At 58.8% G+C, this 22,648-nt stretch carries 15 protein-coding genes; 5 read left to right on the plus strand and 10 right to left on the minus strand.

Annotated features, from left to right (window positions below):
- The first annotated feature begins 82 nt into the window (after positions 1–82).
- Positions 83–1,090, plus strand: coding sequence for a zinc-binding alcohol dehydrogenase family protein (locus CKW22_RS18900; protein WP_047583714.1), 1,008 nt, complete (start codon positions 83–85; stop codon positions 1,088–1,090).
- 356 nt (positions 1,091–1,446) lie between these two features.
- Complete coding sequence (locus CKW22_RS18905) at positions 1,447–3,855, plus strand: TonB-dependent siderophore receptor (protein WP_033697823.1); 2,409 nt, start codon at positions 1,447–1,449, stop codon at positions 3,853–3,855.
- A 225-nt stretch (positions 3,856–4,080) separates the two neighbouring features.
- On the opposite strand, the gene CKW22_RS18910 is transcribed toward CKW22_RS18905, so the two are convergent.
- A complete protein-coding gene (locus tag CKW22_RS18910; protein ID WP_050506103.1) occupies positions 4,081–5,193 on the minus strand; it encodes an MFS transporter in 1,113 nt (370 codons plus the stop codon).
- A gap of 278 nt (positions 5,194–5,471) precedes the next feature.
- Between CKW22_RS18910 and CKW22_RS18915 the strand changes: the two genes are divergently transcribed.
- From CKW22_RS18915 to CKW22_RS18925, 3 genes are all read left to right on the plus strand, one after another.
- Positions 5,472–6,419 (plus strand): AraC family transcriptional regulator, encoded by a 948-nt coding sequence (locus tag CKW22_RS18915; protein ID WP_084213369.1) that lies wholly within the window; start codon positions 5,472–5,474, stop codon positions 6,417–6,419.
- Between the two features lie 51 nt (positions 6,420–6,470).
- Positions 6,471–7,097: a histidine phosphatase family protein gene (locus tag CKW22_RS18920; RefSeq protein ID WP_050506053.1), complete on the plus strand. Its 627-nt coding sequence runs from the start codon at positions 6,471–6,473 to the stop codon at positions 7,095–7,097.
- 156 nt (positions 7,098–7,253) lie between these two features.
- Entirely contained in the window at positions 7,254–8,045 is a 792-nt protein-coding gene (locus tag CKW22_RS18925; RefSeq protein WP_033697820.1) for an NYN domain-containing protein, read from the plus strand.
- Between the two features lie 414 nt (positions 8,046–8,459).
- On the opposite strand, the gene CKW22_RS18930 is transcribed toward CKW22_RS18925, so the two are convergent.
- From CKW22_RS18930 to CKW22_RS18970, 9 genes are all read right to left on the minus strand, one after another.
- Complete coding sequence (locus tag CKW22_RS18930) at positions 8,460–9,932, minus strand: toll/interleukin-1 receptor domain-containing protein (protein WP_095064741.1); 1,473 nt, start codon at positions 9,930–9,932, stop codon at positions 8,460–8,462.
- Between the two features lie 101 nt (positions 9,933–10,033).
- Positions 10,034–11,659: a serine protease gene (locus tag CKW22_RS18935; protein ID WP_160015212.1), complete on the minus strand. Its 1,626-nt coding sequence runs from the start codon at positions 11,657–11,659 to the stop codon at positions 10,034–10,036.
- Positions 11,660–11,688: 29 nt separating this feature from the next.
- Positions 11,689–12,681 (minus strand): hypothetical protein, encoded by a 993-nt coding sequence (locus tag CKW22_RS18940; protein WP_047583711.1) that lies wholly within the window; start codon positions 12,679–12,681, stop codon positions 11,689–11,691.
- Entirely contained in the window at positions 12,678–13,268 is a 591-nt protein-coding gene (locus CKW22_RS18945) for a hypothetical protein (protein WP_095064745.1), read from the minus strand. The genes CKW22_RS18940 and CKW22_RS18945 overlap by 4 nt, the downstream gene beginning before the upstream one ends.
- 194 nt (positions 13,269–13,462) lie before the next feature.
- Entirely contained in the window at positions 13,463–14,938 is a 1,476-nt protein-coding gene (locus tag CKW22_RS18950) for an NAD-dependent succinate-semialdehyde dehydrogenase (RefSeq protein ID WP_095064747.1), read from the minus strand.
- Between the two features lie 70 nt (positions 14,939–15,008).
- Positions 15,009–16,421, minus strand: a complete 1,413-nt coding sequence (locus CKW22_RS18955; protein ID WP_033697810.1) for an amino acid permease — start codon at positions 16,419–16,421, stop codon at positions 15,009–15,011.
- Positions 16,422–16,600: 179 nt separating this feature from the next.
- Entirely contained in the window at positions 16,601–17,884 is a 1,284-nt protein-coding gene (gabT, locus tag CKW22_RS18960; protein WP_033697808.1) for a 4-aminobutyrate--2-oxoglutarate transaminase, read from the minus strand.
- Positions 17,885–18,009: 125 nt separating this feature from the next.
- The gene (locus CKW22_RS18965; protein WP_095064749.1) at positions 18,010–19,572 is read right to left on the minus strand and encodes a PucR family transcriptional regulator; all 1,563 of its coding nucleotides are present in this window, start codon (positions 19,570–19,572) and stop codon (positions 18,010–18,012) included.
- 106 nt (positions 19,573–19,678) lie between these two features.
- Complete coding sequence (locus CKW22_RS18970; protein WP_095064751.1) at positions 19,679–22,585, minus strand: FAD-binding and (Fe-S)-binding domain-containing protein; 2,907 nt, start codon at positions 22,583–22,585, stop codon at positions 19,679–19,681.
- Positions 22,586–22,648: the final 63 nt, after the last annotated feature.

Here is a 22,648-nt window from a genome sequence, read left to right on the forward strand (position 1 = left end):
AAAGTCTTACTCCATTCAGGCTATTTCTTGAGTGAATCGAAACGTCTAGCCTTAACCCACATTCAATCAGAGAGTCAAACCAATGAAGGCCGTCGTCTACACCCAACCCGGTTTGCCGATCCAAAACCCTCAATCGCTGTACGACACGGAGCTGCCCACCCCGACACCCGGTGCCCGGGACCTCCTTGTCGAGGTCAAGGCTATCGCCGTCAACCCGGTTGATACGAAGATCCGTGCAAGCCGTGGCGGTGAGCAACCACAGGTGCTGGGCTGGGATGCCGTCGGCGTCGTCCGTGAGGTAGGTGCTGAAGTGACGTTGTTCCAACCGGGCGATGAGGTTTTCTACGCCGGTGCTATCGACCGCCCGGGCACCTACAGTGAGCTTCACGTAGTGGATGAACGCATCGTCGGGCACAAGCCTCGCAGCTTGGATAATGCGAGTGCCGCTGCCCTCCCCCTGACCTCGATTACCGCGTGGGAGCTGCTGTTTGACCGCTTGGGCGTTGTCGAAAATGCAGGTAAAGGCCAAAGCCTTCTGGTTATCGGCGCGGCTGGCGGGGTGGGTTCGATTTTGGTTCAACTGGCCAGCAAGCTCACGCAGCTGACCGTCATCGGCACCGCCTCAAGGCCTGAGACCCAGGCGTGGGTCAAGGAACTGGGTGCCCATCATGTCATCGACCACTCCAAGCCGATCGCGCCTCAGTTGCAAGCGCTCGGGCTCGATACCGTCGATTATGTGATCAGCCTGACGCACACCGACACCTACCTTGCGCAGCTGGTGGAAGTGCTTCGTCCACAAGGCAAACTGGCGCTGATCGACGACCCCGCACAGCTGGATGTAATGCCACTCAAACGCAAGTCGCTGTCACTGCACTGGGAGCTGATGTTCACACGTTCGTTGTACAAAACCGAGGACATGATCAAGCAGCACCAATTGCTCGAGCGTGTTTCAAAGCTGATCGATGACGGTGTACTCAAAACCACCGTGGGTGAGCACTTCGGCACGATCAACGCCGATAATCTCAAGCGCGCGCACGCCGTAATCGAAAGTGGCAAGGCACGCGGCAAGATTGTCCTGAAAGGCTTTTGATGGCTACACCGGCCTGCCCTCACGGCCATCACATTGTCCTGGACTGAGCCCCTCGTCCTTGGAGCACAAGGCCGATCAGGTTCAGGCGAAGTCTGCAGCCTCCGCCGCACGATTGGTCGAAAAGCTTGAGTAAAAGCGTCTGTGATTTGCCCGCAGACAAGCTGGCCATCACAACATGTAAGAGACACAGTCTACATAGCGACATCACGACGACTCGGCCGTCACAGAACCGTAAAACACCAATTGACAACCACGAGAGAACCGAAGGATTATGCGCGCCGCCTTTATGCGAAGCATTACCATTAGCAATACGTTTCGTAATGGGAGCCTGCGTTCTATCGAACAGGAGTCAATGGATGTCCACTCGTTTTGCTTCAGCCACCAGCCTTCGCCAAGCCGCACTCGCGGTCAGCCTGTCTGGCACGCTGCTAACCACCGCCACTGTCTGGGCCGAACCTTTTGCTTACAGTATCCCGGCGGGCTCCCTCGCTAGCACCATAGATAAATTCGCGAAGGCCAGCGGAGTAGTTGTCAATTTCAGCAATGAAGCAGTTGCGGGGCTTAACAGTGAAGGGCTGCGAGGTAACTACGAGGTAGACCAGGGCTTGGCTCTACTGCTGCAAGGTACAGGCCTGCAGTTACTGCAAGCTGGAGAAAAGCGTTACGCGCTGGTTCGTCCCCGCCAGGACGGTTCGATGGAGCTTGCAGCCACCACCGTTTCCAGCGTGGGACTCGGCGCCACCACCGAAGGCACTGGCAGCTACACCACGGGCTCGGCCAACACCGCGACAGGCCTGCGCCTCTCGGCACGAGAGACACCGCAATCTATCAGCGTAGTGACCCGTCAGCAGATCGAAGATCAGAACCTGAACGAGGTTGCCCAGGTGCTTGAACAGACGCCTGGCGTGGTCGTGGACAGCATGGGGCCGGCTGGCAGCGACGCCAACCACGTTTACGTGCGGGGGTTCGAGGTCGGCAGCATTCAGGTCGACGGCATCAACCGACCGAATACCTATGGCTTCCGGGACGACCTTTCCGACATGGTGAGTTATGACCGGGTCGAAGTAGTGCGCGGCGCCACGGGGCTAATGTCCGGCACCGGCGATCCCGGCGCGACCGTGAACCTGATTCGCAAGAAGCCGACGCTCGAAACACAACGTAAGTTGACCCTTAAAGCGGGCTCTTGGGACAACTACCGTCAGGAGTTTGATGTGTCCGGCGCGTTGACGGAAAGTGGCAATGTGCGAGGTCGCTTCGTCGCATCGAACACCAACAGCCAGAGCCACATTGATCGCCAATCCCTGGAAAAGCAGGCAGCATATGGCGTATTGGAATGGGACGTCACCGACAGCACGATGCTGACAGTGGGCGCTGAATATCAAGAGATGGACAGCGACGGGGCAGGTAACCATGGTTTCCCGATGTTCAATTCAGATGGTAGTCACTTCAGCCCTTCCCGCTCATTCAACTCTGCTGCTGACTGGAGCTATCACAAGCGTCGAACTAGAACCGTATTCACCACCTTGGATCACGACCTCGCCAACGGCTGGCATCTGAAACTCAATGCCGAGCACAACCGCCGCAGCTACGATGACGCCTTTGCCACTGCAGCCAGTGGCACCGTCAACCCTGATGGCAGCGGCATCAATACTTGGACTGGCCGTTGGGCCGGCGAGCCTCGTCAAACCTCGTTCGATCTCTCGGCGTCGGGCCCATTTGAGCTTTTCTCCCGCGAGCACCAAGCTTACCTAGGCGCCAGTCACTACAAGGCCTACTATCGTAACGACGGTTATCCTCTGTGGTCGTTCCAGGACATTGACAATATCCATACCTGGGACGGGTCGCTGGCGATACCTGACGCCATCCACACCAAGTCCTCCGAAGATGCTCTAGATGAAACCCAGGATGGACTGGTGACTTCGGTGCGTTGGAGCTTGGCGGATGACCTGTCACTGATCACCGGGGCCCGGGTCATCGACTGGAGACGAGACGAGGTTTCCACCTCCCTGTCATCCGGCGACACCAGCCGCACCTCGCGGAGCGAAACTGGGGTCGTCACCCCTTACATCGGGCTGGTTTATGACCTCAACGAGAACTGGTCGGCCTATGCCAGCTATACCTCCATCTTCAAGCCGCAGAGCAACAAAGATGTCGGAGGTACCTACCTGGATCCGCTGGAGGGCGAGAACTACGAGCTCGGTCTCAAGAGCGAATTCTGGGACAAGCGCCTGACTACGGCGTTTAGCGTATTCGAGGTCCATCAGGACAACCTGGCGGTAGCCGACGGTAGCAACCTGGCCCCGGATGGCAACCAGGCATACCGTGCCGAGTCTGGTACCAAAACGCGGGGCTTCGAGATGGAAATGGCAGGCGAGATTCTGCCGGATTGGCAGGTCTCGGCGAGCTACACCTACGCCGTCAGTAAAGACTCGGACGGCGACCGCCTGAACACTGAAGTGCCGCGAGACACCCTGAAACTCTTCACCAGCTATCGTCTTCAGTCCGTACCGCAGTTGAAGGTGGGCGGTGGAGTGCGTTGGCAAGGTACCGAATACTACAAAGGCGCAGGTCCAAACGACGAAACGTTCACCCAAGACCCCTACAGCGTGGTCGATCTGATGGCGCAATACGCGTTCACGCCGCAAACCAGCGTCTCGCTGAACTTAAACAACGTGTTCGACAAGACTTATTACACCGCGATTGGCTCACGTGGCTGGTATGGCTCCCCGCGCAGCGCCACGGCTACTTTGGTTTATGCGTTTTAACTGAGTGCGTGGATCCTGATGGCTTCTACGCTTGGGGAGCCGCTATCAGCCACACAGTGGGCCTCTCGACGATGCGGCCATCACATCATGAGAACGTTTCTTTCACTCAATTTTCACGTGGTTTGAGAGAACCTGAAGCTATCCCTACGTGTGATAGACCTTGCCCGCCTAGCAGCGGGCTTTCTTTTGCCCGCAAAATCTCACCGGCATTTAGCCAGTACTGGCTTACTTGCGACGGGTCATAGCGCTCAGCACAGCTGCAACAAGCAAAAATACTCCGCTGGCTACGAACGTAGCTTGATAGCCCATCCCGTCGTACAGCACGCCGCCTACCGTTGCCCCTGCAGTAATAGCCAACTGAATCACCGCGACCATCAGGCCACCCCCGGCTTCTGCATCGTGCGGCAGTGCCCTGGCCAACCAAGTAAACCATCCCACGGGAGCACAGGTAGCGATCAGCCCCCAGAAACCCAGCAGAACGGCGACTGGAACGACCCAGCTACCCACCGCAATCACGGCGAATGCAATGGCGGTCATGATCAAGGGTATCCCCATCAGCACCCGATTAAGATGACGTGCAACGAGGGGGCCCACCAACACAGTGCCTACCAATCCTGCGGCGCCAATGATCAGCAGGAGCAGCGAGAGCGTAGCCACATCCACCTGCGTGACCGTTTCCAGGAAGGGCCGCAGATAAGTGAACAGTGTGAACTGCCCCATGAAGAGGAAGGCAACGGCGGCCATGCCGAGCGCGACCCTGCTGTCTCCCAGCAAGCGCAGCGAGCCGGTGGCCGATAACTTGGTCCGCTCACTCGGCATTGCCGGCAGCGTGAAGGCTTGCCAGATCAACGCCAACGCGGCCAACGGCACCACACACAAAAATGCCCCTCTCCAGCCAATGATGCCGCCCAAATAACTCCCGATCGGAGCCGCGACTGCCGTGGCCAATGCGGTACCGCCCTGCATCACGGCAATGGCCTTGGGAACGAGCGCTTCGGGTGCGATGCGCATCATCACCGCTGTGGACATCGACCAGTAACCACCGATGGCAATCCCGAGCACTGCTCGCCCCACCATCAACGTCAGGTAGTTCGGGGCGTATGCCACCATCCCTCCGGAAATCAGCATCAGCGCGGTTGTGGCCAGTAGCACAGGCTTGCGATCGATGCCCTGGGTCAGGGTGGCCAGCAACAGGCTAGTGATCACGGCAAAGAAGCCCGAGATTGAAATGGCCTGCCCGGCCTGGCCTTCAGTCAGCGACAAATCGGATGCAATGGGGGTGAGCAAGCTCACTGGCAGAAACTCAGACGCTACCAGGGCGAAGGCACAGAGTGACATCGCCAGCACAGCACTCCAGACCTGGCGGCTTGAATGCTGAAGGGGTAGTGAATCCCGTTCGAGCGAAACCGGCTCACGCTTGTACAAATTGTTCGCTCCATGGGGCATGTCCGCGGCTCCCGCAGTGAATGAACTGCCATCTTCCTCGCGTAAACCGGCCTACCAGTAGAGCAAATGGCTAGTTTTCTTGCCTAAATCTCCAACCCGTGCTGACCGGGCATGGACATCTCAGGCAGCAAACGCGTAGTGTTTTCCCACGAGATCATCGGATGCTTCCCATGAACGCCAGCACACAACCGCCCTCTCCCTCTAACCCAATGGCCACGCTGTGCAGGGTCATCAGCGCCCATGCGCCTACCGCTGGCGATTTCGCGACGCGCATTGCAGCGCTCGGCGTCTACCGACGTCATGCACCGGCCCCGCCGATCACGTGCATCGTTGAGCCGAGCATCGTGCTGGTCGCCCAGGGCGCCAAAGAAATGGTCATTGGCAGCGACGTGTTCCCCTACGACACGAGCCGCTTCCTCGTCACCTCACTGAATATCCCCGCCAACTCGGCGGTGACGATGGCCAGCGAGGCAGCCCCCTGTCTGGGCCTGGTGTTCAGGCTCGACCTGCGCACGCTGGCGGAACTGATCGCGCAAGACGGTCGTCTTCCCTTGAGCGGTCAGGCCTTTCATACCAGCGCTGGAGTGGGTGAGCTCAGCCCGAAGCTGCTGCAGAGTTTCACCCGCCTGATCGAGTTGCTGGAAGAGCCCGATGCGATCCCTACGCTCTGGCCGCTCATTCAGCGAGAAATCCACTACCGGCTATTACTCAGCGATCAGGCCCCTCTCCTGCGCTACATCGCCTCCGTGGGCAGCAAGGGGCACCGAATAGCCAAGGCCATCGACTGGATGAAGCTGAACTACGCCGCCCCGCTGCGGGTGGACGAGCTGGCCTCCCAGGTGCAAATGGGGCTCTCGACCTTCCATCATCACTTCCGCCAGCTCACCGCGATGAGCCCGCTGCAGTACCAGAAATGGTTGAGGTTGAACGAGGCGAAACGGTTGATGCTCAACGAGCATCTGGATGCCGCCACCGCTGCCTTCAAAGTCGGCTACGAAAGCCCCTCGCAGTTCAGCCGCGAGTATGGACGGCAGTTCGGCACGCCGCCAAAGCGCGACATCACAGGGTTGCGCCTAGGTGCGGAACGATCAGGCGCCACCACGCCCAGCCTGCCCTGAACCTTGAGCACTCATCTACAAGGAGGAGAACATTTGTACTCCACAGGTAAAATGAAGATCGTCCGCCTCATACGTCATGGAGAAAGCGCGGCGAATGCCGGCGCGGCCACCCTGGATCATGCGACCATCCCATTGACTGATAAGGGCCGCGATCAAGCAGCGCGCGTAGCCAGGTCAATCAGCAAGGCGCCTGGATTGATCGTTGCGTCACCCTTTTCACGCGCTCAAGCAACCGCGGACGCGACGAGCTCAATGTTCCCCAACGTTACCTGCGAGACTTGGCCCATCGAAGAATTCACCTACCTCGCGCCTGCGAATTGCGTGAACACTACGGTTGCTCAACGAAAAGCTTGGGTCGACCTGTATTGGGCTAAAGCTGATCCGTCCCACGTCGACGGAGAAGGCGCAGAGTCGTTCCTCGCATTTATTGAGCGCGCGCGGTCGTTCTTGGATCGCCTAGCCCTGCACCCTGCAGAAGACATTCTGGTGTTTTCCCATGGTCAGTTCCTCAATGCCGTGGCTTGGCTGATCGAGTGTGAACCACGCATGATCGATGGCCAGGCAATGACTGACTGGCGCGAATTTGAGATCGCGAACCACATTCAAAATGGCTGGGGACTGGAGCTGGTACTCAATGCCGAAAAACCATCCTGTACGGCCCGGCGCGCCTTTGTATGACCGAGTCGCGAAAAGCGATTAGGCTGCGGCGTTATGTGGCGTTATCTCAGCAGGAAGCCCTACATGCTCGACCACACTACCTGGCCAGCGGCAGTTGGCGCCCGAATGCAGCCAGAATGACTGAGAACAGCTTCTTTTCATGCCCCAAGGATGACCATGGCCACACACAGTTCTACCACCACGCAAAAACACCTCGCAGTACTGATTGACGCCGACAATGCGCCAGCCGCGATCGTCGAGGGGCTTTTCGAAGAGATCGCCAAGTACGGTGTCGCCAGCGTCAAGCGTATATACGGTGACTGGACTGGCCCGCAACTGGGGGGCTGGAAAAAAGTGCTGCTCGACCATTCGATCCAACCCATTCAGCAATTTGCCTACACCAAGGGCAAGAACGCCACCGACAGCTCGCTCATCATCGACGCCATGGATTTGCTCTACACCCGGCGCTTCAATGGCTTTTGCCTGGTGTCCAGCGACAGCGACTTCACACGCCTCGCGTCACGGCTGCGGGAGGAAGGCTTGACGGTTTACGGGTTTGGTGAGGAAAAAACGCCCAAGCCCTTTGTGGCCGCTTGCGACAAGTTCATCTACATCGAATTGCTGCGTGACGAAGCCGCTCAGTCGCCCAATGCCGAGGCGTCTGTCGAGTCGTCAGTGACGCCCGATGCAAAACCGGTGGCGGCAGAAAAGCCCAAGAAGCCCAAGGCGCCCATCGGTTTCATTACCAAGATTCTGGACGATATTGCTGATGAGGATGGCTGGGCACATTTAAGTGTGCTGGGTACGAACATCTCGAAGCTTCGCCCGGAGTTTGACCCGCGTACCCATGGTTTCAAGAAGCTGAGCGACCTGATCAAGGCATACCCGCAAACGTTCGAACTGCAGGCTCGTGGTGCATCTGCTGGGGGTACCGCGATGTACGCCCGGCACAAGCCACCCAGCAAGTGATGCCATTGTAATCAGGAGGTCCTGTTTCGAAGCCGGCGAGCTGGGCGCCTTCCGCACCTTGGCGAACGACGCCCGTTGTAGGAGCGGCCTTGCGTCGCGAAAGGGCTGCAAAGCAGCCCCGGCACTATCAGCGGTGACGCACCAATCTGGGGCCGCTGCGCGCCCCTTTCCGACCGGTCCGGCGCCCCGGCAAGGCCGCTCCTACAAGGGACCGCAGAGGGTCACAGGGCGATGCCTTGTTCGCCGAAGAAGGGCTTGAAGGGGCGCTCGATGACAAAGGTAAGGCTCCGCAGCACCCACCTTTCACCAACGCAAGATCGCGTCACTACCATCGCCAATCGGTTGCTCGGCTTTACCGTTAATAGTCACCCAGACTGTCAGCACGGTTTCTCCAGGCTTCATTGTGGGATGCAGTCATGCTCGCAGGGTAAAGTCCTCAAGGCGACGCTCGCCATGCCCATCAATCGCGCCGAACGCGACCTCGTTACTGAAGGGGACGGGATCAGTCCATGAGAACTTTCCGTCCACACGCCGTCCCAGCGTAAAGTGAATACGGTCCACGATGACTGATGCGTCGGTGCGGTTTTCGACCACCAACTCTTTGAAGTCCAGAATCACGATATTGTTCTCGAACCGCATGTTTCCGCTGGCTCGGATTTTCATGGGCATCAACTCGGTGCCCGCTACGGTCAGCTTGTCGGAACCATTCGAAAATGAAAACTCGCGTGGCATTTGACCCGCTATCCGAACCGGTTTCTTGCTCGGCGCAGGCGTTTCGGCGCTCATCGAGTAACTGATCCAGCCCATGATGCCTATTGCCATTATCAACGATACGAACAACAGGAATGCAGGCAGCCGGCCTGTTCTCACCACCGCCGCAATGCTGCGAACAAAGCCCCAAGTGATATAGAGCAGATGGAAGATCAAGCCAAGATTGAACACGCCCATCACAACCATCAAATGAGGAGGAAAGTTGTTGATCTCCTCTGCTGTCTTCAATTCCGCTGCACCGCCCTCCTCCAGCGCGTTCATCATTTGCGTGAAGAAGCCATCCGGCAAAAAGCTGACCCATACTGTGAAGTAAAGGACCCCGCACGTGATGATGGCTGCACAGAATCTCAACGCGTATGTAAATCGCCCACGAGGGTGGGCCCTGGCAGGCCCAAAGCGGGTAATCAACGATGCAAGCCCGTATACCAGGCCAACAAAGATGACAACCACTCCGAGGATTTTACCCAAAGGCGCCAGTGCATCGAAGTCCTCCCTCAGCACCATGGACAGCATCAGCAGGCCAACTGCCGAGAAGCTGACCCCAAGCAAAGCCGATGTCATGCCTGATGCCGTACCTCGTAATGCAATGCCCCCTGCACTCACTGGGTACAGGAGGCTGTAGAAAAGATCGGCAACCATCGCCCCGATCGACGCCCCTCCTGCCCCTGTAGCGGCCAGGACATTGCTGCCGATGGCACGTTCGAGCGCCTTGATTCGCCCCAGCTCAGGCCCTGTGCAGTCGACCGCATGCAGTTTTGTGAGCCAGGCAATGGCTGCGGGTAGCTGGGTCAGGGCTGATTTCCCCGCGCCGCTGCCAACCACTACGGGAATAATGGGCTTGCCAAGACTACGGGCAATATTGAGTTCTTCATGCAGGTGGTCCGGGCCGCTTTTGCGCAACGACGGTTCGCTCCAGCTATCACCCACTGCGCAAATAACCACACTGCTTTGTATGACCGCTGCCCTCATCTCCGCTTGCCAGTCCGTGCCGCCGAGAAAGCCATCCTGATCGAGCACAACTGACGCTTGCCCGAAATAACCGCGCAGGTGCTGCTCGAGGGTGCTGACTCCGGCCGTATAGTCTTTGCGACGATAGCTGATGAAGATCGATGCCATCTGAGCCTCCCTACCCAATGCCTGGGTAGCGTCCACCGGGTGACTGATGTAAACGCATGGCACGGCATGAGCTGAATAACCCACACGCTAGTCGTAGCGGTTTATCCAAGCGAATCAGTTGCCATGCCTTTCCAATGCTGTCGGATCGCCTGCAGCGTGATGCCTTCATTCGCTTCATAGAAGCCTGAGCCTGACAAACGCGGGCATGTCTGCGAGCCCGCGTGATGCAGCGCTATGACTTCCCAGTCTCTGTTGAACACCGGGCTGCCGGAACTACCCGGGTCGGTCGGCGTGCGGTAGTGCATCAGCCGCTCGTTGCCGCAGACGTCGAGCAGCACGCTGTCTTGAAGCGAGAACTGCAGTTCGCCGGCTCGCGGGTGGCCGACGACGAAAGCTTTGGTTCGCGGTGAGGGCCAAGGGACAGTCGGTGCCACCGGCAGGCCAGCAGCACCGTTTGGCGTGCGGCTCAGGCGGCAGACGGTAACATCCAGCTTACCCGGCGCCTCCTTCACGTTACCCAGTTGCCCTGGCTCCGAATTGAAAAGGATCGCTTGCACCAGACAGGGGGGCATGCTGCCGTCTGCCTCCGTCTCGAAGGTGACGCGTGCATCGCTGCCGCGTATCGCTTTGGTCAAGGTATCGCTGATCACATGGGCATTGGTGATGAACAGCAAGCCGTCATCGCCGAAAGCTGAACCCTGCACCAGGAAACCGGTGCCCATACGCACCCCTTTGTCGTTCGTCACGCAACCGATGTTAGGTGCGAGCGCGAGCATCTTGCGGATGTCGGCAACCGTGAACGACTTTTCACCGCAAAAGTTCTTTTCGAGCTCTTCGGGATTTTGTTGAAGCCATTGCAACTGACGGGCGTCCACGGACCAACGGCGCTGAGTGCGCAGCATGTGCCGTTCAAAGATCCTGGCCAAGCGCCCCGCACACGTGGATTCGTCCAGTGGGGCTCCACTCCAGATTTCGCGCACCTGGCGAAAATAGCTCTCGATCTCGAACGGGCCGCATTTCGGGTGCGCCAAGAACCGGTACAACCACAATTCGGCCCAGTCGCACCAGCTCTCGTCCGGCAGGAAGCGGCTCAAGGCAAGGCACGCTTCGGACGCAGTTGCCAGCGCCCATGGGTCGGCAGGCTTGGTTCGTATAGCGACGGTTGCCTGCTTCAAAACATCGTGGGCCAACTCGATGAGTACTTGGATCGGCTGTGCTATCCGATCGTGCAGGCGTACCCGCAGCGCCAGTACATTCACGTCGAGGAAGAAGCTTGGTTGCGCTAGCTGCTTCTTCTGGTAGTAAGCGATTGACTCGGCGAGTACGTTCACATTGTCCGTCAACACAAACCGTTGCTTGCGGATACGCCCGCGCAACGCGTTGTAGTCCTTCTCCTCTGCCTGGTACTCCAGGTCTGTCGGGTGCCTGATCGCCATTTGGTCGGCTTCATCGAGCAGATCGTCGGCCCCTTCCAGTGCGCCAAGCTCCACCTTCGCCTGGGCGAGCAGGCGCTGGATCATGGCGTCGCAACCGAAGGTATCGTGCCAGGCGACGCCTAGCTCGTGCACATGTTCGAAATGGCGGTGCCTGCGCAGCAGGTCCATGGCCTCGCGGACGCTTTTGCGCGAAGCCTGCTTGCCATCGAGCACCTCGTCCGCGAGCAAATGCACAGCGTGCGTCAGCAACTGCAACGGCGGGTTGGGAAACTCGCCGCGTTTCAGGGCCATGGCGAGTTCACCCGCAGACATGGGCGACATCAGCGTGATATCCCGAGGGTATGCATCAGCAATGAGCGGAACTGCCTGCCGGCGAAATAGTGGGTGACGGTATGGCGCCAGTTTCCCCAGTTGCTCTCTCTAACATCCTCCACCCTACGCCCCTGCGTGGGGCGAAAATCGTCCATTCTCGGGTCAGCACCACAGATGGGGTCGAGGGGGTCGTAGACGTTGATCCATCGACCGAGCCCAGGTGGGAAATCGACGTGTTGCAGCCCATCGGCCCGCAGTTGCTCCTGCACTTCGGTGATGCCCAGCGGCGATCCAAGGGTGAACAGCACCTCCACCGGAGGGCATTGCTTGCAGTTGCGCAGAACGTCGTAGGCGATCATCGTGCCCATGCTATGAGTTACCAGCACCAGCTTGTTGGCCTGCTCCGCCGCTTTTCTCAAGTCGTCGATCAGGCGCTGGCGCAGCTCGTCACGCACCTTGAAGATCGCGCCATCGGCTGGCCGCGCATAGTCCTTGTTGAACAGGAAGTAATACGCTTCCATCGCCGCTTTTTTGATGATGGCCTCCTTCACGGGCCCCGGCAGCCACGAGGCGATCTCCAATTGTGTAGGTTGCTGTGCAGCTGGATGGGCCACAAGGCACGGCGGCTCGGGTGGGAAAGGCGCCTCGCGCATCTTGCGCTCCACCTCAGCAAGGAACCTTGCTTCTTTTTCATTGGCAGGCGTCGGGATGGCAAGCTCGCCTGCTATCTGGTGCAGGCTCCCCAGGTCAACGACAGAACCGTCCCTGGACTCATAAAACGCATCGAGATCTGTTTCGTAATCGGTGCCGTAGAATACGTCCGCATAGTAGTTGAACAGGCCTGGCACGCCCTGGGTGTCGAGGTCGATCCCTGGGTTTTGGCCATGAAAAGGTGCAGGCGTGTCCGCTCGCTCCAGCCCCCAACGCCAGATTTCCTCAAGCTTTTCAGGCGAAGGCTTCTTTGCCAGCCCATGCACAAAGACGACCGCATATTTCCTCATGCTCCTTCCTCCCCACCTGTGCACTGGAAGAGCGCCTGGGCGTCGCCGCAGAACGACCGTGGGGCCGGCCCGCCTTCTTTGATGGCATTCGCCATGGCGCGAGCATGATTCATGTCTGCAGGATGAAAACGGACGAGTTTGCCTTTGCTGTGGCCTGCTACGAGTTCGTCGCGGGCGATCGCGCCGCCGCCGATGGCGATCATCACGTCACTGGCATCGACCATGGCCTGTGAGGTGGAGGACAGATATTCATTGGGCTGCATGCCACCCCAGGTAGGGTCGTCCACCACGAACACACGCTCGCAATCCTTGGAAAACAGCACCCCCTCGGCGCGCGCCCGCGAAGAGACGATACCTACGGTGCGAAACCCTTTACGCAGTGCCAGTGGATAGACCATGCCAATGCCTTGCGCAGTGGCACCCGAGCACACGATGGTATCCCGAGGGTCGAAGGTCGCGAGCTCTGCCAGCAACACCTCCTGGGCTCGAGCTTCATCCTCATAGCCCGCGTCGGAAAAACCCAGAAAGGTCACCACTCGCTTCTCGCCGAGGGAACGAATGCCGTCGACCGCTGCTTGTGCGTCCATGGAGTGGATCTCTTGGCGAAAACCCCGTGCGCTGGGGCAAGGCCTGCCGGTTTCAATTTGATCGTGATGAAAACCGGCATGGGTCAATTACTTGACGAAAGCACTAAACCGAAAGTTCTGCAACTTACCAAGCTGGTTAAGGCCTTCGCAATGAAGGCCCAACGCAGAACACACTAACGCGCCACGTTTGCGGATTAATCCAGGCCACCCTGGCACACATACTTGATGTGCATGTATTCCGCCAGGCCGTGGACGGAGCCTTCGCGGCCATAACCCGAATCCTTCACCCCGCCGAATGGCGCAGCTTCGGCAGCCAGCGCACCTTCGTTCACTCCGACAATGCCGCACTCCAGCACATCGGTAACGCGGTGCACACGGCGCATGTCGTTGGTATAGAAGTAGGCTGCCAGCCCGAATGGCGAGTCGTTGGCCATCTTGATGACTTCCTCCTCGGTGTCGAATTGAGTGATCGGCGCGACGGGCCCGAAGGTTTCCTCATGGAAGCACTTGGCAGCGCGGTCTACGTCGGCCAGAACGGTTGGCGCGTAGTATGTGGACTCGGCGCGCTGTTCGGTTAACAGGCGCTTGCCGCCGGTCAGCACTCGGGCGCCCCGGGCAACGGCATCGTTAACATGCTCTTCGATTTTGGCGATGGCTTTGGCGTTGATCATTGGGCCGATCTGCGACGCCGGATCGCTCGCCGGGCCGACGACCAAGGCTGCTACGCGGGCTGCCAGTTTTTCCAGGAACCTGCCGTAGATCTTCGACTGAACGTAGACACGGTTGGGGCACACGCAGGTTTGGCCGCCGTTACGGAACTTGGCAACCATCAAGCCTTCTACCGCAGCATCGACATCGGCATCTTCGAACACGATGAACGGAGCGTTACCACCCAGCTCCAACGCCAGTTTTTTCAGGGTATGGGAGGATTCGTGGGCAAGGTGCTTACCCACGGGGGTCGAGCCGGTGAAGGTGATTTTACGAACGCGCGCATCGTCCAGCCACACATCGGCAACGGTCTTTGACGAGAGGGTGTTGACGATATTCAGAACACCTGCCGGCACGCCCGCCTCTTGCGCAAGCTTGACCAAGGCCAACGCAGTGAGTGGGGTTTCTGCTGCGGGCTTGCACACAACGGTACAACCGGCAGCCAGTGCAGGCGCGATTTTCCGGGCAATCATCGCGGCGGGGAAGTTCCAGGGCGTGATGGCAGCAACGATACCCACAGGCTCCCAGTAGGCTGTCATTTTACGGCCACGCACCGCCTGAGGAATGATGTCGCCGTTTGCGCGGGTCGCTTCTTCTGCAAACCACTCGACATAACTGGCGGCGTAAGCGATTTCTCCAATGGCTTCCGCAAGGGGTTTGCCTTGCTCAGAGGAAATGATTTTGCCCAGATCCTCGGCGTTCGCCATGATCAGGTCATTCCAGCGTTTCAAAATGACAGCGCGTTGTTTGGCGGGCGTGGCGCGCCAAGCTTCAAAAGCGGCGGCTGCCGCGTCAATGGCAGCTTCCGCATCTTTTTCATCGCTATTTGCAACCCAGGCAACAGGCTCCCCAGTCGCCGGGTTATTGACCGGCAGGGTGGCGCCCGATACTGCATCCTGCCACTCACCCGCAATGTAATTCTTGGTAACCATCAACGCGTCGCGCTGCAGTTTAAAGCTCATAAAACCCCCAATTTGAGTAGCAGTCTTGGCAACTAAGCCGACAGGCCGCGACACCGCGCGTGCCCTGTAACTATCGCTTTAAGCGATTGCATCGAATCTGATGCACGATTCCGATTAGCACCAACGCGAGCCCTGCACTGCCCGTAGACACCACCAGCACCTGGTAGTCAGGCATGAACGACATCACCCCCAGGCAAACCACGATGAACACGATCACCGCCCAGGTCAGCCAAGGGAACAGCCACATCTTCAACGGGATGTCACTGCCTTTGAGTTCCAGTTTGCGTCGCATCTTCAGTTGAGAGCAGGCGATGACCAGGTAAACCAGCAGTGCAATAGTGCCGGTCATGTTCATCAGCGTATCCAGTACATCCTTGGGCCGCAGCGCCTCACTAAAGTTGATCAGTGCCAGAATCACAGCCACCAGGCACGAGCCAATAATCGCGTAGACCGGGATGCCCGTTCCGGCCTTGGTGAACTTGAAGAACGCAGGTGCGTCACCGCGGGTGGCCAAGGAGAAGAGCATGCGCGAGGCGGTGTAGTGCGCAGAAATCAGGCAACTGCTCACCGAGGTCAGCACCACGAAGTTCATCAGCACTTCTGCGCCAGGCACCCCAAGCAGCTCCAGTGTCCGGCGGTACGAGCCATAGCCCGACACGCCCAGCATGGGGTCATTCCACGGCACCAGGCACACAATCAGGAAAATCGACCCCACGTAAAACAGCCCTACGCGCCAGACAACCGACTTCGTCGTCTTGATGATCTGCTGCGAGGGGTTTGCAGACTCTGACGCTGCAATCGTCGCAATCTCGGCCCCCAGGAATGCAAACATCACCCCGAGCATTGCGCCGACGACGGGGTCTATGCCGTTTGGCATAAAGCCATGCGCGGTCAGATTACTGATGCCGCTCACCTCCCCTAGCGTCCAGAGGTTGGTCACGGCCAGGCCGCACACAATCAGGAAGCAGAAGATCGCCACCACTTTGATCAAGGCGAACCAGAACTCGAATTCACCGTAGTTCTTCACATTGAAGAAGTTGATACTGAGCAAAACCAGGGTCGTTGCCAGCACAAAGACATTGATGCTGATCGATGGAAACCAGCCGTTGAGTATTTTTCCGGCAACGTATGCTTCCCACGCCATCAGGCTGACCCAGTAACCCCAGTACAGCCACCCAATGGTAAAACCGGCCCAGCGACCAATGGCGCGGTCGGCGTAGGTCGAGAATGACCCAGTGTCTGGCGATGACGTTGCCATTTCCCCCAGCATTCGCATGATCAGCATCATCAGAATGCCGCCAACCAGAAAGGCCAGAACGGCGGCTGGCCCCGCGCTGTGAATGATACTCCCCGACCCTACGAACAAGGAGCCACCAATGACCCCTGCGATCGACATCATTGTCAGATGCCGAGACTTCAAGCCCGCCTTGAGTTGGCTGTCATGGGTGTTCGGTTTATCGATACTTATACTTGTATTCATCATCGAGGCACCTCTATTAATTGACGGGAAACATTGACGCGCGAGAAGCCGCCAACCCCCTTCCCGGCACGCTGTTTGATTAACTTGCGGTGTGATAGCCCCCTGCAGGGAGGGGGCAAGTTCAAGTCGGTGAACGTGAACAGAATGATCCGTTCGATCCCTGCACCGGCAAGCAGTCGGACTCAGGCTTGTGCGGCAACCAGTGCACGCTCGAACATGCCAAGTGCCTTGGCAACGTCCTGCTCAGTGATCACCAACGGGCAGATAAAGCGAACCACGTTGCGGTACACACCACATTTGATGAGCAGCAGGCCCTCTTCACGGGCAGCGTCAATCACGCGCTGCGCCATCGCCGCATCCGGCTCTTTGCTGTCGCGATTGGAAACGAACTCGACCGCTGCCATGGCACCAATGGCGCGTACGTGGCCGATGCTGTTGAAACGGCCCTCAAGTTGCTTGAAGCCTTCCAGCAGTTGCGCACCAATAGCGCGGCTACGCTCGGTCAGGTTCTCGGACTCGAAGATCTTGATCACTTCCAGGGCAGCGGCGCAGCCCAGTGGGTTGCCACCGTAGGTGCCGCCCAGGCCGCCTGGCTGCGGGGCATCCATGATTCGGGCACGGCCGACAACGCCCGAGATCGGCAAGCCGCCGGCCAGGCTCTTGGCAACGGTTACCAGGTCAGGCTGGATGCCGGCGTGCTCGAAGCCGAACATTTTGCCGGTACGGCCAAAGCCGGTCTGGATTTCATCGCAGATCAGCACGATGCCCAGTTCTTCGGTTTTCTTGCGCAGTGCACGCATGAACTCGACGGGCGCTGCGATAAAGCCACCGTCACCCTGTACTGGCTCGATGATGATTGCCGCAACACGATCAGCAGCGATCTGCGTGTCGAACACCTCCTGCAGGGCCACCAGCGCTTTCTCGGTGGTGATGCCTCGGTATTCGTTCGGGTACGGGGTGTGGTAGATGTCCGGCGCGTAAGGGCCGAAGTTCTGGCGGTACGGCTGGCTCATGCCGGTCAGGGTCATGCCCATCAAGGTACGGCCGTGGAAACCGCCGCGGAATGCGATCACACCTGGGCGGTTGGTGTAGCCCCGCGCGATCTTGATGGCGTTCTCGACCGCTTCGGCACCGGTGGTCAGGAACACCGACTTGTAGTGCTCTGGGCCGCCAACCAGGTTATTCAGCTTGGCAGCCAGATCGGTATATTGGTCGTAAGCCGCAACCTGGAAGCAGATATGCGAGAAGGTGTCCAACTGCTTGCGTACCGCTTCGACCACACGCGGGTGATTGTGCCCCACGTTCAACACGCCTATGCCACCCACGAAATCCAGGTATTTCTTACCTTGATCATCCCATAGGTAGGCACCCGCAGCGCGGCTCACCGTAATGGGGTGAGCAACTGCAACACCGTTGGAAACATGCTGGGCACGCGCCGATACAGACAATTTTTGTTGAGAGGACATAGCATTCACCTTTATGTGTCAGTGTTTTAATGCTAACCACTGCCCTTCCCTCCAACTACAACCATGAAGTAGGAAGCGCGCGCAAACTAATCCTGCTTAAAGCAGGAAAAGCCAATTCAACGCTTTTACTTATCATCCGTTGCCAACACGTACATCTGAGCCGCTACCTGCAATTTGAACTTGTCGTCTGGATTGTCGAGCGAGATATTCAGCATCGACTCGATCCGCTCGACCCGGTACCGCAGCGTACTGATATGAATATCCAGTGCCTTTGCCGTATTGAGTAGTTGAAAGCCTTCTCTGGCCAAGGTCAGTACGGTGTCTATCAGGGCATTGCCGCGCTTGGGGTTGCCGAGCGGCTCGATCAGCTTTTCCATCAGCAAGCGACGGGCGTCCGAGTCCCCCATCAAGGCGCGAGGGAATAGCACCTCGTCGAAGTCATGCAGCTTTCCGGGCTTGAGCAGAGGCAGCAGCGCCAGCACGTCCTCTGCCCCTTGAGCCATGCCCGTCACCCCCTTGTGCACGCGGCTGACGGCCATCGCACTACCTTCTGTGCGTACCGACCTCCAGATGGCGTCTGGGGCGTTTTCTGCCGGGAGCAAGAAGCTGACCTGGTTCAGCGAGACGGACATGAGCGGCGCGATGCCCATGCCCTGCATCGACTGGGCAATACGCTCGGCAATTCGCGAGCGTCGGTTGAAGCCTTCCACCGACAACGGGATAGGTTCATTCAACAACACCAGACAAACCCGGTAGTCCCTGTTTTCGCCCCATCCCGACACTTGCGCCCGCTCTATGGCACTTGGCGTGGCAGAGAACTTGCCCTCCAGCAACCCAGCGACGAATGCATAACCTAAGCGAGTCTCCTGGTCGGACAACTGGCGCTGGTAGGCAAGGTGCAACGCCGCAATCACCGAGGCGTGTTCGAGCGCTCGAGACTCCAGCTCCTCAAACGCCCCTTCTTCGCCGTGCAGCCAGACAATGCCCACCACTTCTCCACGAAGCCTGATGGCACCGCCCAGCCTGGGGCGCTGCACGCCCTGCGTCACGACTTTTGCCGTGGTGGTATCGAAACAGCCCGTGAGCGAATCCAGTTCGGTGATTTTCTTGATCAGTGCGCGCTCGGCCAGCGCGTCGACCGCGGGGTCGGAGGCCCCCAGAACAGTACCATCCGCAGAGACCACGGTTGCATGCTTGTCCAGGGCGGATTTCAGCGCCTTGGCCAAGCCTTCCAGGTTGTTGCCTTCCAAGGCAGCCTCGGTCAACGTGCGATGGATATGGTCTGAGCGGCGAATGGTCTCGGCCTGGATGTTGATGATCCGGGCCAGTACATCGTGCATGATCTCGCTGAACTGGATCTCCCACGGCAACTCGAGCAGTGGCAAGTCGCAGCGGTTCGCTTCGTCAATGGCGGCCTGGGTGAAATGCTCGCGAAAATGCGGAACAGCCAGTACCACCCCCGTCAAACCGATTTCACTCAGCCGGCGCACCATCACACGGCACTCTTCGTCGTCTACTGGCCAGTTGTAGCCGGTGGTCAACAGAAGCTCGCCAGGCTTCAACCAATTGGTGATCTCGGGGTGATCGACGATGTGAACCCAGGTGATTTCGCGATCCATGGCTGTTTCACCGGCCACCACAGTGGCCTCGCGAAGCACAGTGTTACCTATCGCTGCGTCGAGCTTCATGACCTATCAATCCCACTTAGTAATAACCACTCGACAGCACTCGATGGCTGCCAGGTTTGCAACGACCTTAGCAGCCAGATACTGGAGAATGCTGCGCTGCGTGCAACTAACCCAGAATTTTCGCAAGGTACTCGGCCAGGTGCATGGCTTCTCTGCCACTCACGTTGCGGATCTGCCCGCGGCAACTGAAGCCATCGGCAACGACCGCCGCCTGCTGCGGGATCTTGTCGATGTGAGGTTTGAACTCATTCTCACCGATGATCTTCGCAATCGGAGCCGTCTTGCTATGGTAAGCGTATGCACCCGCCACGCCGCAGCACCCCGCAGCAATCACCTGGCCCTGGCCGCCCAGCTTTTCAAGAACGCCCTGCTCCCCAGCCATCCCGCCGCAGGACTTCTGGTGGCAATGCCCATGTATGCGCACGTCTTCGTTGATCGAAGGCAACTGCAGACCACGCTGCTCGATGAACTCACTCAAGGTCATGATCGACTTCTCGAGCTTTTTGGCGCGCGGGTCCGTCGGGTACAGGCCCGGCATTTCGTCGCGGAACACCGACAAGCAACTGGGCTCAAGGACGATGACTGGAAGCCCCTCTTCGAGCACCGGCGCCAACTGGGCAAGGATCTGCTCAAGGTTCGACTTGGCCTGATCGATCATGCCCACGTCGTAATAAGGCCGGCCGCAGCACACATGGCGCTTCATCAGTTTTACGCTAAACCCAAGCGCCTCAAGTACGGTTACACCCGCTTCGAGCACGTTGGGCGTGAAGCCATTATTGAAGCTGTCCACCCACAACAGCACCTCTGTACCGGCACGCACACGCTCATTTTTCAGGATACGCCTGGCCGTAGCGCTGCTACGGAAACTCTGCGAGGCGACCTTTGGGAACTTGGCTTCACGCGCCAGCCCGAAATAAGCACCCGCCGTACGCACCAGCGGGTTACCCATGGCGTAGTTGAGTACGGGTGACAGCTTGGTGGCATGCGGCAGCCATGCGCCGATGCGCCCGATCATGGCGTCCATCACCGGGCGCGGCTTGTGGCTGTAATAGCGGCTAAGGAACTCGGTCTTGTAGCGGGCGATGTTCACATTGGTCGGGCAGTCCGTCTTGCAGCCCTTGCAGCTCAGGCACAGATCCAGGGAGTCCTTGACCTCCTCGTTCTGCCAGGCACCTTCGATCACCTCGCCCTTCAACAGCTCGAAAAACAAACGTGCACGGCCGCGGGTGGAGTACTTCTCTTCGCGGGTCGCCCTGAAGCTTGGGCACATGGTGCCGCCTTCGAGCGAGCGGCATTTACCCATCCCGATGCAGCGCTCGGCCTCGCGCGCCAGGCCCTTGTCACCGAGGCGTGCATCGTAGGTGAACTGGCTGGGGATTTCGCGGCGCTCATAGTCCGGGCCCAACCGCAGGTTGGCATCGACCGGCATGGCATGGATCAGCTTGCCTGGGTTCATCTTGTTCAGCGGGTCCCAGATCGCCTTGAATTCGGCAAAGGCATTCATGATCTCGGTGGAGTACATGATCCGCAGGTATTCCCCCTTGGCCTGGCCATCACCATGCTCGCCCGACAACGAACCGCCGTAGCGCACGACCAGGTGAGCCGCCTCCTCCAGGAATGCTCGCCAGTTATCCAGGCCGTCCTGGGATTTCAGGTCGAAGGTAATGCGCGAGTGGATACAGCCATCACCAAAGTGCCCGTAGAGGTTGGTCTTGTAGCCGTAGCTGCTGACCAGGCGCTTGAACTCGCGAAGGTACTGGCCAAGGTGCTCGGGCTCGACCGCTGCATCCTCCCACCCTACGACAGGATCAGGCGCGTTCGGGTCCAGCCCCAGCGAGGTCGCCGAGGCGCCCGTCTCTCGGATCGTCCAGATTCGATTCATCAAACCTGCATCGGTCACCAGCCGCACACTTGGGCTGCCCGGCAACTCAGGCGCGATGTCCACGGCCTTCTGGGCGAAGGCAATCGCTTGCTCAGTCGACAGAGCACCGAACTCGATCATCAACCAGGCGTTGCCAGCCGGAAGCTCAGCGATATCGGCAAGCTTCATGCCGCGTTCTTTGAGCCCATCGATGATGCCATCATCCAACCCTTCCATTGCGATTGGGTTGAGCGGCAGCAACTGCGGTACGGAGTCGGCTGCGTAATAGATCTCGTCATAGCCCAGCACCACCAGCACGCGGTGAGTCGGGTTCTTCACCAGAATCGTCTCAGCCTGCAGGACGGTGACGCAGGTGCCTTCGACGCCCACCAGCGCGCGTGCAATGTTGAAGCCGTTTTCAGGCAGCAACTGATCGAGGTTGTAGCCCGACACGCGACGTTTGAGCTTGGGGAACCCCTGGCGAATGTGTGCCTCGTTGCGATCGACCAGCGCTTTCAATGCCTGCACGATCTCGGCACGCCGCCCACCGGCCTTGATGTGTTCCTGGTAGGCGGCCTCGTCGGTAGGCCCGACCCAGAAACGCTCACCGTCATAGGTCAGAATTTCCAGGCGCTCGACGTTTTCGACTGTCTTGCCGGCCATCACCGAGTGAGCGCCACAGGAGTTGTTGCCGATCATGCCGCCCAGCGTGCAGCGGCTATGGGTTGCAGGGTCCGGGCCGAAGGTCAGCCCCACCTTGGCCGCCTCGCTTTTGAGCTGATCGCAGATCACACCCGGCTGCACCCTGGCCAGGCGCCTTGCAGGGTCGATCTCATGAACAGCGTGAAGGTATTTGGAGGCATCGATCACAACCGCCGCGTTCACCGCCTGGCCGCACATGGAGGTACCCGCGCCACGCGGCAATATCGGCATGCCGGCCTCTTTGCAGAGGCGTACCGTGGTCACGATATCGTCGACGGTTTTGGGAATGACAATGCCTATCGGCAGCTGACGATAGTTTGAGGCCTCGGAGGCGTAGATGGCGCGGGTGGCGGCGTCGAATCGAACCTCCGCCGAGGTTTGCGCCTCAAGCTTGGCGCGCAGGGTCATCAGGAGGTTGAGGTCGAAAGGGATAGGGTTGTTTTTTGTCATTGGGAGAAGCCTGGTCTCGATCATCAGCACGGAAACGCAACGGCCCTACGGGGACTCCCCAGG

This window comes from Pseudomonas sp. Irchel s3f19 (assembly GCF_900187555.1).
Classification (GTDB): Bacteria; Pseudomonadota; Gammaproteobacteria; order Pseudomonadales; family Pseudomonadaceae; genus Aquipseudomonas; species Aquipseudomonas capeferrum.